The sequence below is a fragment of the Guptibacillus algicola genome, assembly GCF_020171805.1.
In the GTDB taxonomy this organism is placed as follows: domain Bacteria; phylum Bacillota; class Bacilli; order Bacillales; family Guptibacillaceae; genus Guptibacillus; species Guptibacillus algicola.
The window spans coordinates 257,268-271,339 of the sequence record NZ_JAIVAF010000003.1; the positions used below are offsets into that span (position 1 = coordinate 257,268).

12 protein-coding genes and 2 pseudogenes are annotated in these 14,072 nt (G+C 42.7%); 13 read left to right on the forward strand and 1 reads right to left on the reverse strand.

Features of this window, described 5'->3' with window-relative positions:
- Window positions 1-180 precede the first annotated feature (180 nt).
- From LCM09_RS08750 to LCM09_RS08785, 9 genes and pseudogenes are all read left to right on the forward strand, one after another.
- A complete protein-coding gene (locus LCM09_RS08750; RefSeq protein WP_224880703.1) occupies window positions 181-2,097 on the forward strand; it encodes a BglG family transcription antiterminator in 1,917 nt (638 codons plus the stop codon).
- Between the two features lie 102 nt (window positions 2,098-2,199).
- Window positions 2,200-3,589, forward strand: a pseudogene (locus tag LCM09_RS08755) (PTS fructose transporter subunit IIC); the annotation flags it as partial.
- A gap of 95 nt (window positions 3,590-3,684) precedes the next feature.
- A pseudogene (locus LCM09_RS20970) lies at window positions 3,685-4,146 on the forward strand (PTS sugar transporter subunit IIA); the annotation flags it as partial.
- 330 nt (window positions 4,147-4,476) lie between these two features.
- Window positions 4,477-5,751: an ABC transporter substrate-binding protein gene (locus tag LCM09_RS08760; RefSeq protein WP_224880707.1), complete on the forward strand. Its 1,275-nt coding sequence runs from the start codon at window positions 4,477-4,479 to the stop codon at window positions 5,749-5,751.
- 126 nt (window positions 5,752-5,877) lie between these two features.
- Window positions 5,878-6,756 (forward strand): carbohydrate ABC transporter permease, encoded by an 879-nt coding sequence (locus LCM09_RS08765; protein WP_224882887.1) that lies wholly within the window; start codon window positions 5,878-5,880, stop codon window positions 6,754-6,756.
- A 3-nt stretch (window positions 6,757-6,759) separates the two neighbouring features.
- Window positions 6,760-7,599 (forward strand): carbohydrate ABC transporter permease, encoded by an 840-nt coding sequence (locus LCM09_RS08770; protein WP_224880709.1) that lies wholly within the window; start codon window positions 6,760-6,762, stop codon window positions 7,597-7,599.
- 74 nt (window positions 7,600-7,673) lie between these two features.
- On the forward strand, window positions 7,674-8,687 hold the full coding sequence (locus tag LCM09_RS08775) for a LacI family DNA-binding transcriptional regulator (RefSeq protein ID WP_224880712.1): 1,014 nt from the start codon (window positions 7,674-7,676) through the stop codon (window positions 8,685-8,687).
- A gap of 36 nt (window positions 8,688-8,723) precedes the next feature.
- The gene (locus LCM09_RS08780) at window positions 8,724-10,070 is read left to right on the forward strand and encodes a GH1 family beta-glucosidase (protein WP_224880714.1); all 1,347 of its coding nucleotides are present in this window, start codon (window positions 8,724-8,726) and stop codon (window positions 10,068-10,070) included.
- A gap of 138 nt (window positions 10,071-10,208) precedes the next feature.
- Window positions 10,209-10,628, forward strand: a complete 420-nt coding sequence (locus LCM09_RS08785; protein ID WP_224880715.1) for an SRPBCC family protein — start codon at window positions 10,209-10,211, stop codon at window positions 10,626-10,628.
- Between the two features lie 104 nt (window positions 10,629-10,732).
- On the opposite strand, the gene LCM09_RS08790 is transcribed toward LCM09_RS08785, so the two are convergent.
- Window positions 10,733-11,068 (reverse strand): winged helix-turn-helix transcriptional regulator, encoded by a 336-nt coding sequence (locus LCM09_RS08790; RefSeq protein ID WP_224880717.1) that lies wholly within the window; start codon window positions 11,066-11,068, stop codon window positions 10,733-10,735.
- A gap of 132 nt (window positions 11,069-11,200) precedes the next feature.
- Here LCM09_RS08790 and LCM09_RS08795 point away from each other — a divergent pair, with 132 nt between their 5' ends.
- The 4 genes from LCM09_RS08795 to LCM09_RS08810 all read left to right on the forward strand — a co-directional run bounded on the left by LCM09_RS08795 (window position 11,201) and on the right by LCM09_RS08810 (window position 14,063).
- Window positions 11,201-11,695 carry a lactoylglutathione lyase family protein gene (locus LCM09_RS08795; RefSeq protein ID WP_224880719.1) on the forward strand — a complete coding sequence of 165 codons (495 nt, stop codon included), beginning with the start codon at window positions 11,201-11,203 and terminating at the stop codon, window positions 11,693-11,695.
- Between the two features lie 125 nt (window positions 11,696-11,820).
- The gene (locus LCM09_RS08800; RefSeq protein ID WP_224880721.1) at window positions 11,821-12,720 is read left to right on the forward strand and encodes a DoxX-like family protein; all 900 of its coding nucleotides are present in this window, start codon (window positions 11,821-11,823) and stop codon (window positions 12,718-12,720) included.
- 7 nt (window positions 12,721-12,727) lie between these two features.
- Entirely contained in the window at window positions 12,728-13,339 is a 612-nt protein-coding gene (locus LCM09_RS08805) for a DUF4166 domain-containing protein (RefSeq protein WP_224880723.1), read from the forward strand.
- Window positions 13,332-14,063, forward strand: a complete 732-nt coding sequence (locus LCM09_RS08810; protein ID WP_224880725.1) for a hypothetical protein — start codon at window positions 13,332-13,334, stop codon at window positions 14,061-14,063. Before LCM09_RS08805 ends, LCM09_RS08810 begins: the two co-directional genes overlap by 8 nt.
- Window positions 14,064-14,072 lie beyond the last annotated feature (9 nt).

Genomic DNA, 14,072 nt, shown 5'->3' on the forward strand with positions numbered 1-14,072 from the left:
AAACCTTAAGTCTTAGCTTAGAGTAGTAGAAGCTATAATTGCTTGGAATGGCATTGCCGTTCCAAGCTTTTTTGGGGGATATTGCTCTTGGTAAACACTATTCTTCGTATCTATTCCTTTTAAACGAATCCTTTTGATATACTACCTATACTTAGGAATGACACGAAGTAGGTGAAATAGATGAATCGACGGCAGCAAAAATTGTTGCTTATTTTACTAGAAAGCAAAGGAACACAGCTTGTCAGCAAACTCGCTGATACCCTTTCTTGTTCAGAAAAAACGGTTAGAAACGATCTAGGAACAATCAAAGAGTATGTCGAAAGTGAAACGAACGGTAAACTTGTTAGGAAACCAGGACTAGGTGTGTATATTGAGGTTGAGGAGTATGAACGAACCCGACTTTATCAAACTTTCTCGTCCGTAGATACAAAGAAAGAAGAAGTAATCGAACGCGGGCGTAGAGTCGAAATTGCATATGAACTGCTGATGACAAAGAATCCGTTCTCCATTCAAAGCCTTTCTGAGAGGTATTATGTGAATCGTTCTGTGATACGAAAAGACCTTGAAGACATTCGACTTTGGCTTCTGGACTATGGATTGGATCTTCACTCAAAACAAAAAGTGGGTCTCCGTATTGAAGGGAATGAGATGGAAAGAAGGAAGGCACTCTCAAACCTAAGTGAGTTTGTGAGTGATGAGACACTCGTGCATTCATTTTTGAAAAAGCAATTTTCACCTTATGAAATTAGCCTCGTCGAGAATGAGTTAAGAACGCTACAAGATGAGCGTGTGATCTCTTACACAGATGAAGCGCATGAAAATCTTCTTCTGCACACCCTTTTTACAATCAAGCGAGTAAAGCAGAGACAGGGAATCACGCTTCAAGATAAGGACTTTGAGAGAGTGACATCAACGAATGAATATCAATGGGCGAAGGCGATGTTAAAAAAACTCGAGATTGTGTTTGTCGTGCATTTTCCTGAAGAGGAAATTGCGTATCTGGCGCTCCATTTTATTGGTGCGAAACGTCGTGATAGTAGAGAAACTGAGCTAGAAATCGATCAGTTCGCAAGAGAGCTTGTTGTAAGGATGTCAGAGCTGACCTCCCTTTCGTTTTACGATGATGAGGCTTTACTTGAAGGTCTCCGTGTTCATTTGTATGCTGCGCTAAATAGGATTACATATGGGCTCTCAGTCTCTAATCCTATGCTGCATGAAATTAAGCAGATGTACCCTTATCTTTTCGATCTACTTATCGGGCTCTCTTCAGAGTTTCATGAGAAACACGACATAAAGGTTCCAGAAGATGAGATAGCTTATTTAACCCTGCATTTCGAAGCCGCTGTCGAACGTCTTCATTCCAATCGAGGCAAACGAAAGAGAGCCGTCATCGTTTGTCATCTTGGAGTGGGCATGTCACAGCTACTTCGTACGAAGCTTGAGCGAAAGTTCGCATCGCTCACAATTCTTGATTGTATTTCTCGGGGAGACCTTTCTTCTTTCTTGAAGATGGAGGATGTAGACCTGGTGATCTCAACCGTGCCTCTTGAGGCTGAAGGAGTACCGACGATCGTCATCTCGCCGCTACTTAATATCGAGGAAGAAAGTAAGCTCGAAGCATTCATTACGAAGCTCGATCAGTCAGGTCGGAGTGATATTTTCACTTTGTATGTAAAACCAGACTTTGTTTCAATCTATAATGAACCTGTTCATCGGTTTAAGGTCATTGAAGAGCTGTCGAACGTGCTCTATCATAGTGACAAGGTGAAGAAGGAATATGCTGCACATGCGTTGGAACGAGAACGTGCATCTTCGACGAGCATCGGGTCAGGCATCGCGATACCTCATGGTGACCCAGCATTGATCAAAGAGTCTGCGATAGCCGTTGCGGTCATGAAAGAACCGATTGAATGGGAACGAGAAAACGTAAGTCTCGTCTTTTTGCTAGCGGTGAAAAATGATAAAAGTGAGGATACGAGAGCACTGTTTAAGGAAATTTCGTCACTCAGCGAAAACCCGCATTTATTGAGGGAGATCGTCAGTCAGAAGAGTCCTCAAGCTGTTACTGAAATACTCAAAGGAAAAGATACGCAATAAACGTTCAATTTTCCGGAGTCTCCGGTAAACATTCTTTCTTTTTCCCCTCTATCTGTAAGATAAGATATGTGTAAGCGATATCAAAAAAGAGGGGGAAAGCACATGAAGTTGTTAGCGATTACATCCTGTCCGAACGGAATTGCCCATACGTATATGGCAGCAGAGAACTTGCAAAAAGCTGCAGAAAAAATGGGTGTCGAGATGAAAGTGGAAACGCAAGGGTCGATTGGCGTGGAAAATGAATTCACAGAGAAAGACATTCAAGAAGCTGATGGAATTATCATTGCAGCTGATAAAACGGTTTTGAAAGATCGGTTCAACGGCAAAAAAGTTCTTAGTGTCGGTGTGCAGGAAGGGATTCGAAATCCTGAAGGCTTGATCAAAAAGCATCAGAATGGTGAAGTCAATGAGTACCGTAGTAGCGGCACTGAAGCGGCAAACAGCGATAAGAAAGAGAAAGAAAATCCGATCTACCGCCATCTCATGAACGGTGTTTCGTATATGATTCCGTTTATTGTTGTTGGGGGATTGCTGATCGCGATTGCTCTCACAATCGGTGGAGAGCCAACAGAGAATGGCCTCGTGATTCCTGAAGATTCCTTTTGGAAAACGATTGAACAGCTTGGCGGTGCGTCCTTTACGTTTATGATTCCTATTCTAGCTGGATTTATTGCTTACAGCATCGCAGATCGACCTGGTCTCGCTCCAGGTGTCATCGGTGGGTACATTGCGGCTAATGGTAGCTTCTATGGAAGTGAAGCAGGAGCTGGATTCATCGGCGGTATAATCGCTGGTTTCTTAGCAGGATACGTAGCGCTTGCGATTAAGAAGGTAAAGGTTCCAAAATCTGTGCAGCCGATTATGCCGATCATCATCATTCCGGTTATCGGATCACTTATTGTTGGATTAGCTTTCGTCTTTATTATCGGTGCTCCAGTAGCGCAGGTATTTGAAACATTAACAAACTGGCTTGCGGGCATGCAGGGAACAAGTTCCATTCTCCTTGCGGTTATCCTTGGCGCGATGATCTCATTCGATATGGGAGGCCCTGTAAATAAGGTCGCGTTCCTATTCGGAGCCGCGATGATCGGCGAAGGAAACTACGAAATCATGGGTCCGATTGCAGCAGCAATCTGTATCCCACCTATTGGGATGGGACTTGCAACATTCCTTAAGAAACGAAAATATCAGGAAGCTGAGATTGAAACGGGTAAAGCATCATTTACGATGGGATTATTCGGAATCACTGAAGGTGCGATTCCATTCGCTGCTCAAGATCCACTCCGCGTTATTCCAAGTATCATGGCAGGCTCGATCACTGGTTCTGTAATCGCTATGATAGGAAACGTTGGCGACAGAGTTGCTCATGGTGGGCCGATCGTAGCAGTACTAGGTGCGATCGATAACGTTCTCATGTTCTTTGTAGCTGTCATAGCGGGTGCACTTGTAACAGCGCTTCTCGTTAATACGTTGAAGAAAGACGTGGCTAAAATGGAGTTTGCAGGTACAGGTGTACAGGTAGAAGCTGCGTCAGCAGAAGAGGAAATATCAACAGAACAGGAAACCCCAATAGTTTCGAAAGTAACAGAGGTTACGAAACTGACAGATATTACGAACGAAAACTTGATTAAGATTGATTTGGACGGATCAAAGAGAGACGACGTAATCGATGAAATGATCGCTATGCTCGAAAAGGAAAACGTGCTCGAATCAAAAGAAAGCTTTAAGGACGCAATCATTGCGAGAGAAAATGAGAGCTCGACTGGAATCGGCATGAATATTGCGATTCCTCATGGGAAATCGACTGCTGTACGTGAACCTCGCGTCGTGATCGGCATCAAGCGCGATGGCATCGATTGGAACAGCCTCGATGGTACAGAAGCGAGACTAATCTTTATGATCGCCGTTCCGAGAGAGAGCGAAGGAGATGCTCACTTGAAGATTCTCCAGATGCTTTCAAGAAAGTTAATGGACGACAACTACAGAGAACAGTTGCTAGAAGTGAAGTCTAAAGAAGAAGCATATGAGCTCTTAAAGGAAATCCAATAATAAAAGGTGCAACTTAAATGAAGTGGAGTCATCATACAAATGATGGCTCCACTTTTTTGTTCTTCTTGATGCATTTAAATGAGTAGGGTCTTCCAGAAATTGGTTTTAAAGGAAAATAATAAAGAAACCGGTTTCTGTACTACGATAAAATTTTATGAAAAATTGCACATATTTCCTTGAAATCGGATACATTGTGTGGTTTAATCGTAACTAACAAGCCGTTGAGGTTCTTTTTTTTAGACCATTTACGAAACCGGTTTCGTAAAGTGTTTTTGTCTTATTGGGCAGAATAGGGTCAGATGGCTAACTTTTTTTTGGAGGGGATTATGTATGAGAGGCAGAAAAAATGTTATCGCTATGTTGCTGCTCAGCACAACATTGTTGCTTGCTGCATGTAGTGGGGGAGACGAAAGTTCATCTGAGGATGGAAAGGTAACCTTGAATTTTTGGACATTTGGTGCAACAAACTATAAATCTCTAGCAGAAGAATATGAAAAAGAAAATCCTAACGTTGAAATTAACGTAAAGACTTCTGAGCTAGGCGATCACCACAACAGTTTATTCACGTCGATTTCTGCAGGGACAGGTGCTCCTGATCTTGCGATGATCGAAGTAGATCAGCTAGATCGTTATCGTGAAGCGCAAGACCGCTTTGTTAACTTGTATGACCTTGGCGCAGAGGAAATCCAGGGTGACTACTTAGACTGGAAGTGGAACATGGCTGAGAATACAGACGGAGATTTCTTATTCGGTCTTCCAACAGATATCGGTCCTAAAGCAATGTATTACCACACTGGCGTTTTTGAAAATGCAAACTTACCAACAGACCCAGATAAAGTAAGTGAAATGATTTCATCACCAGAACAATTCGCTGATGCGGCTCAGCAAGTACTTGATGAAACAGGAAAGCCGATGGTCGATAGCATGGAAATGGCCTACCGAGCGAACATGGATGCTTTGGAGAAAAGTTATTTCAACCAAGATGGTGAATTGATCATCGACCAAGAAGGAAATGAAGTAAAAGATGCGTACGACTATGCAGTTTCTCTTTACGAACAAGATTATGTAGGAAGTTATGAAATGTGGACGCCTGAATGGGCAACTGCACTGAACAAAGGAGACTTCGCAGTAGAGATGGCTCCAGCATGGTTGAAGGGCTACATGACTGAAAACGCTCCTGAAGGAAAAGGTAACTGGAAAGTGACAACGCTACCAAGTGAGTTTGCTGGAAACTGGGGAGGATCTTATGTCGCGATCCCAGCAGAAACAGAGCATAGTGAAGAAGCATATAAGTTCTCGAAATGGCTCGTTTCTCCTGAAAATCAGTTGAAGTCATTTGAAGAAAGCGGTCTTTTCCCATCTGCTCCATCCGTCTATGAAATGGACGAATTCGTTAACAACACAGACGAATATTTCGGTGGTCAAAACACAGCAGCTTATTTCGCTGAAGCAGCAAAAGAAATCCCAGCTGTTTACAAAGGACCAAAATACGTAACGGTAAATAACGAAGTGCTGACGGCTCTACGAAACGTTCAAGAAGGTGCAGATCCTGAAAAAGAATGGAAAGAAGCTGTTAAGCGTATAGAAGGCTTAGTCAAACGATAAGTAGGTTGATAAAGAGCTGGCGGGGGAAAACTCTTCCGGCTCTTATCTTTTGGGGAGGTTAAAACGTTGGAGAATGTGTCGAAGCAATCAACGAAGGCATCGAAGTTGTCTGAAAAGAAAAAAGACATGATTTCAGGCTATCTCTATGTTGCGCCATTCTTTATAGTGTTTGGGATCATCGGTCTATATCCCGCAGTATTCAGTATTGTGCTTGCGTTTCAGGAATGGAATGGACTTGGACCAATGGAGTTTGTTGGACTTAGTAATTTTACAGTTGTTCTAGAAGACCCGTTATTTTGGAAGTCACTTTATAACACGATCATCATCGGTTTGATGGGGACGGCCCCACAGTTAATCGTAGGAATTATACTAGCTTATTTCCTTAATCTCGCTGTAATCCGTTTCACCAACTTCTTCCGAGTGACCATCTTCATGCCGTACATTACGTCGATGGTTGCCGTTGCGCTTGTGTTCGGAGTTTTCTTCAGTAGTAACGAAACGGCACTCGCAAACTACGTGATCGGCTTGTTCGGATTTGATCCGGTCAGCTGGAAGACATCTGAATGGGGAGCAAAGGTCGCGATTGCCCTCATGGTATTCTGGCGTTGGGTCGGATATAACACGATCATCTATCTTGCTGGTTTACAAAGTATTCCTAAGCACCTGTATGAAGCGGCAACCATCGATGGAGCGAACAAAGTGCAGCAGTTCTTGCACATCACGATTCCTCTATTGAAGCCATTCATTATTTTGACCGTGTTTATGTCTACGGTCGGAGCACTTCAATTGTTCGCAGAACCAACAGTATTCTTAGGTTCGTCTGCGTTTAGTCGTGATGAAGCGATGACAGTGGTGATGTACCTGTACCGTGATGCCTTTAACCTTGGCTCATTTGGAACAGCATCTGCTACAGCTGTCCTATTACTCATCATCATCATTGGGGCTGCAGCAATTAATACATGGTTAACGTCAGGTATTGGCAGTAAGAAGAAGAGAGGGGTGTAATGCATGAAACAGAAAAATAAATCTCAAACAAAAGCTGGAACGTTACCGATCTATCTAATATTAACGTTCACTTCCATCTTCTCTCTCTTCCCGTTTTACTGGATGTTTGTTATGGCGACGCAGCCGAGTGCTGCCTATAACTCGATACCACCTACACTCTTACCGGGTGGAAAGCTCGTTGAGAACTTTCAAAAAGTGCTCGATACGATACCATTCTTCCAGGCGATGTGGAACACGATTCTATTATGTACTGTCGTGACAATCGCCGTGTTGATGATCAGTTCTCTAGCTGGATTCGCGTTCGCAAAATTCCAGTTCCCAGGGAAGAACTTCTTATTTATTCTTATCCTATTAACAATGGTCATTCCACCTCAATTGGGTCTGATTCCACAGTATTACTTGGTTTCTCAGTTGGGCTGGCTTGATTCCTTATTAGGGGCTGGGGTTCTGTTCTTACTGAACCCGCTCGGTATTTTCCTAATGCGTCAATATATCAGTGAATCTGTTCCTGATGAATTGATGGAAGCAGCAAAGCTTGATGGCTGTTCGAACTTCAGAATTTATTGGAGTATTGTGCTTCCGATCATCAAGCCTGCATTTGCGACGCTAGGAATCATTGTGTTCACGCTCGTATGGGGAGAATTCCTATGGCAATTCACGGTTCTACGTGATCCATCATCTTACACGCTGCAGGTTGCACTTGCATCTTTAAACAATGCGTTCCGAGTTGACTTCGGAATGTTGCTTTCAGGCGTGTTCTGGGCTACGGTTCCGTTGATCATCATCTTCCTTATTTTCAACAAATGGTTTATTTCCAGTATTACTGAAGGATCGATCAAATAATCGACTGTCCCCCCACCTTGTTTTGATACAATGAGTGTAATAGGTAGCGGTTTTGCTTTAAGGAGATGAAATACATGAACTTAACGATTCGAGATATCGCTAAAATGGCTGGAGTATCTCCAGCGACTGTATCAAAGATCATGAACAATTACGGGGGGATCAGTGAAGCCACTCGTCAAAAAGTATATAAAATTATTGAAGATACGAAATACCAGCCTACATTTTCAGCTAAATCACTTGCAACGAAGAAATCGAACTTGATCGGATTGATTTACGCAGGGAAAATCAACGTCGATTTCAAACACCCTTTCTTCAATGAAGTGGTGAACGCATTTAAGAAATCAGTAGGAGCGCTCGGTTATGACCTCCTTCTGTTTTCGAACGAAAAGTTTTATCAAGGTGAAAGCAAATACCTTGAACGATGCAAGCATTTTCACGTGGACGGATGCTTGATCGTTGCTGGTGATGAGATCGAAGAGGCTGTACATGAGATTGCAGAAAGCAATATTCCATGTATCGGCATCGATTTGAAGTTAGAAGGACCACATTCAAGTTACATCATGACAGACAATGCCAAGATCGGCATGAAGGTCGTAGAGAATTTGTATTTAAATAAAGTAAAAAAGGTCGCATACATCGGTGGAAAGAAGAACTCGCTCATTTCTAGTATCCGAAACGAAGGGTTCATGGATGCGATGAAACAGTTCGGCCTTCCACTTAATGAGAAGTGGATTCACTACGGAGATTTCTTTGAAGAAAGCGGCTATGAAGCGATGAAAGCGATTCTTCAGGAAGACGAGTGGCCGGAAGCGGTGTTTGCAGCTTCTGATATGATGGCGCTCGGTGCTCTTAAGGCGATGAAGGAACGAGGCGTCAGTGTTCCAGAGGATATTCAGTTGATCGGTTGTGATGACATCGAATCCTGTCGCTATAGTGATCCACCTCTTACGACCGTGAAACAGGACAAACATAAGCTAGGAAAACTCGCAGCCTACATGCTTGATGATTTGATACAAGGAAACGATGACATTCATCCAGTGAAAGTGGATCCTGAACTCGTTATTCGTTCATCTAGTATCGAAAGGTAAACGTTTTCCTGGTATCGATTACAGGAGGGTACCAACATGACTACAACGATTCAATTTCCAGACACGCTCAAATGGGGAGCAGCAACAGCTTCTTACCAGATTGAAGGCGCTGCAAATGAAGATGGCAGATCCCCTTCCATTTGGGATACATTTTCCCATGCGCCAGGAAACGTAAAGAATGGCGATCACGGAGATGAAGCATGCAATAGCTATCATTTATATAAAGAAGACGTGCAGCACCTGAAGAAACTTGGAGTAAATGTGTATCGTTTCTCGATTGCTTGGCCTCGCGTCATGCCAGAGGGAAGAGGAGAGCTAAATAGGAAGGGCGTCGCGTATTACCATAATGTAATTGATGAACTGATCGAGAACGGAATTGAACCGATGATCACCCTTTACCACTGGGATCTTCCACAAGTGCTTCAAGATGAAGGTGGCTGGGAAAACCGTAAGACGATCGACGCATTCAACGAATACGCGGTTGCGATGTTCAATGAATTTGGTGGCAAGGTTAGTAAGTGGATCACGATTAATGAACCATGGTGTGCGTCGTTCCTATCAAATTACTTAGGCATTCACGCTCCAGGGAAAACAGACTTACAAGCTGGAATCGATGTTGCTCATCATCTTCTTCTCGCTCACGGGAAAGCCGTGCAATCGTTTCGCGAAATCGTACCGAACGGTGAAATCGGATATGCACCTAATTCAGGGTGGCTAGAGCCATTCAGTTCTGAAGAAGAAGATATCGAGGCGTGTCGCCGTGGCATGATGTGGCAAAAGGAATGGTTCATGGATCCTGTGTTCAAAGGGTCTTACCCTGAAGAAATGATCTCGCTTTTCGAGAAACATAACGCGTCTCTTAAACTAGAGGATGGCGATCTTGAGCTGATTTCACAGCCGATCGATTTCATGGGCATCAATTATTACACGGGAAGCCTAGGACGATACAAAGAAGGCGCTGGTCTTTTTGAATTAGAAGAGATTCCGTTAGATTATCGTAAGACAGATATTGGCTGGCCGATTTATGCAGACGGTTTTTATAACGTCCTTACAGATCTTCACAAAACGTATGGCGACGTTCCGATTTATATCACAGAGAACGGTGCTTGCTACAACCATGAAGTAGAGGATGGACGCGTCCGTGACCAGGAGCGAATCGATTACTTGAAGCAGCATCTGACAGCGTTGCATCGTGCGATGAAATCTGGCGTCCCAATCAAAGGGTATATCTTATGGTCTCTTTTAGATAACTTCGAATGGGCGGAAGGATACGAAAAGCGATTCGGTATCATTCATGTTAATTACCGCACGTTTGAGCGAACGCCTAAGGATAGCTACTATTGGTATCGACAAACGATCCAGAACAAATGGTTTGAAATTTAATACGTATGAAAAGCGTGTGATCCGATCACACGCTTTTTTCTATGATTTCTTCTGTTTTTTGGTGTGACGAAAGGAAAGAAGTATAATGAAGATGACTAATAGGTGTCGATCCTATAATGGACAAGGAGTGGTTGTCGTATGAAAAACGTTACGAAAATGAAGGTAGATCAATCAGCGAAAGACTTATTCGAAGCATTTGTTGATCCTACAAAAATCGGTCATTTCTGGTTTTCGTCTAGTTCAGAGCGGTGGGAAGATGGTAAGACGGTGACACTACGGTACGACGAGTATAATGCAGAGGTTGATATAAAGGTTAAAGAAATTGAGAACAACCAACGAATCGTCTACGAATGGGGCGGGCGAACGGTGACGATAACCTTCGAAGAAGCAGATCGCCTTAGTACGATCGTGGCAGTCGAAGAAGATGGATTTGATGAAGAGAGTGATAACCTCATCGCTGAACTGATCGATAACAAAGAAGGCTGGGTATATATGTTGAGCTGTTTAAAGGGATACATGGAGTATGGTGCTAATTTGAGAGCGGCATTGGTGAAGTAGACTGTCCTATAAAAAGAGAATAGAACAACAAAACCAAAAGCGCAATTCTAATAAATGATTTGCGCTTTTGGTCGCTCGTATAACTTCATATAAAATAGGAGAATCTATTGGTTGTCCATTTGCTCCGTTCCCCACTTGTGCATCTGTTCAAGGATCGGCATTACCGTTTTCCCTTTTTCCGTTATGGAGTATTCCACCTTTGGTGGGATCGTGTTGTACTGTTTACGATCGATGAATTCGTCATCCTCTAATTCTTTTAGTTGCTGACTCAATACTTTGTGGGTAATACCTGGTAATAATCTGCGTAACTCGTTGTATCGATGGTTGCCGTCCACTCCGAGATGCCAGAGGATGACTGTCTTCCATTTCCCGCCGATTTTCTTTAATGTGTATTCGATCGAACATTTCAGTTTTCCATCTTGATCAAGTGGTGTTTCCATATGTTATTCAGTCCTTTACTTACCTTAAGGTTAGTGACTCACAAAAAAGTGCGTTCTTCTCATGTATTAACACTCATTATATAATGTGTTCTGTAATCAAAACAATTACGATTTTAAGGAGGAATTACTATTATGGTAACATATCCAAGAAACTTTTCTCATATTGGACTCTCAGTCCCAAATCTTGATGAAGCTGTTAAATTTTATACAGAAGTCTTCGGTTGGTACGTGATGATGGAACCATCTGATGTTGAAAATGATGACACTCCTATCGGGCAAATGTGCCGCGACGTTTTCGGTAACGACTGGGAGAAATTCCGCATCGCTCACCTTTCAACTGGAGATAAAATTGGTATCGAGTTGTTTGAGTTCCCAGAAAATGAACAGCCAGAAAACAACTTTGAATACTGGAAAACGGGTATCTTCCACTTCTGTATCCAGGATCCTGACATTGAAGGAATGGTTGAAAAAATCAAGGAACATGGTGGAAAGCAGCGGATGCCGATCCGCGAATACTATCCTGGTGAGAAACCATTCAAGATGGTCTACGTAGAAGATCCATTTGGTAATATCTTTGAAATTTATACGCATAGCTATGAGCTAACGTATTCAGAAGGTGCTTACTAGGAAGTAACATTAAACTAAACAGCGTTAGAGGAGCTTACTTTTAAGTGAGCTCCTTTTTTATTTGGATAAAATGATCCCCCTAATAACCTCGTTTAATATGATAAGCTAGGGCAGGAGGTAAAAAAATGAAATCAAAACCAATTTATGTTGAGCTACCAGTTCAAGCAAATATGGATGAGCTTTGGGAAGCCACTCAGACTCCTGAACATCATGAGCAATGGGACCTGCGGTTTTCATCGATCTATTATCTGCCTAAGGAAGAGGACGAACCTCAACGCTTTACATACAGAACGAACATTGGATTCGGATATGGGATTGAAGGCTTTGGAGAAAGTATCGGCTCACATAACGGAAAAGACGGCTCAAAAACCTCATCTCTTCGCTTTGGAACAGACCAGAAAGCCTCATTGATTAAAGAGGGAAGAGGGTACTGGAAATATAACCCTCAGCACAACGATACCATAACATTTTTGACACAGTACGATTATCAGGTGAACTTCGGAGCAATCGGTTTGTTGATAGATAAACTCATCTTCCGTCCGATGATCGGGTGGGCGACTGCGTTAAGTTTCGATGTTTTAAAACGCTGGCTTGAAAAAGGCGAAAAACCTTCATCTCAATACATACGCTTTTTCACTTCGTGGATTATATCGATCTTATTCTTCATCGTCTGGTTTACACACGGACTGATTCCGAAAATAATCTATCAACACCCTGAAGAACTTGCGATGACAGAGAAACTCGTTGGAGCAGGATCGGTTGAAACGGTCGTTTTTGCGATAGGGATTGGTGAAATTCTATTTAGCTTTTTCTGGCTATTACCTATACAAAAGCGCTGGCTTTACCTGCTTCAGTTGTTTGCTTTTCCGGTATTAACTGTAGGGGCGATTGTAGCGGATCCAGCCGTACTCACGCATCCGTTCAGTCCGTTAACGTTCAACTTGTCCTTATTTGTATTATCTATCATTGGATTACTCGTCAGCCGAGATACACCAACAGCATCGTCATGCAAGCGAAAGCGATAAGGAGTTTATGCTAGTGATTTATGAAAATGTACTTGGAGAACAATTCAAAACACTTCATCCTGCCCTGCAAAAACGGTATTCCATCAAACCTGGACAATCGTTTCGAGCAAGTGGGGTCATGGATGAAATAAAAGGTGGGCCATTTTGGCTTTACCCGTTATTTTATTTTGGCGTATCTTTCAAACTCTTCTTCCCTGAACATGGAAAACAGGTTCCTTTTACAATACTGAACAAGGCTAAGACGGGGAGTAATGGCGAGATGCAGATTCACTGGGAGCGCGCATTTTATTTTCCGAAAAAAACGAGATACTTTAATGCACTTATGAGCGAGTCGAGCAGTCAAAACATCATTAAGGATTATCTAGGAGAGCCTTCCGTCTTTTACTCGGACCTTTCCTTTCAAATCGAGTCTTCGAACACCTTAACCATTACGTCTAAGAAACAACGGCTGCTGCTCGGAAAATTGGAAATCCCATTGCCTAGACTTTTTCAAGGTCTCGCAACAGTAAAAGAAACGTATCATGAAGACAGTGACTCCTTTACGATCTCTGTTTCAGTGAGAAACCCTTTGATCGGAACGGTATTTTCGTATAAGGGAGCGTTCAAGGAAGATGCTTAAGAAGGATACGATTCCAGTCAGTCATATTCGAGGCAATGTACGAGTTGGAGAAAACGCAGTTGAGGAAAAGCTCGATCGAACACGCAACGTGAGTGGGCTAGTGGATTCGATGGATCTCTACGAAACAGAGTTTCATAGAGAAAATATTGCATCAGGTATTCTCGATTTCTATGAAAACACGGACCGTTACAGACTATTTTCTCGAGTCAAGTGGTTATCATGGTTTCTCCCTTTTGCGGCTGTTTATAAATGCATCAGTCGAATCACTCGTCAAATCAATTTGCCGCTTAGAAAGAAAGAATACGAGATGACAGGAGAGGTCCTCCCGATTCAAGAGGAGGTAGACGGTCGTGCGTCACCACGTGCTTGGATTCGGAAAATAGGTAGTGAAACGGTTTTTGTTGCGCTTTATTCACATCACAATCATAACGGTAGGACCTACATGAATATCGCCTTACCTCTTCCATTTTCAGCAATGACAGGTATTCTTACCCTTAGCGAACAGAATAATAGGGGATTAAGGCTAACAAGCAAACGTGAAAAGGGAGAGAGGGACCATTCAGGTACATACCTTGCGATTAGAGATAAGCTGATCTCACTCCCACTTGAAGAGCAGTTTGATGTTCATGAAGAAGCTGACGGAACGTTATCTGCTACGCACCGGATGTGGATTTTCTCAATTCCGTTCTTAGTGATTGATTATCGAATTACAAAAAAGGAATAACCGAAAAAA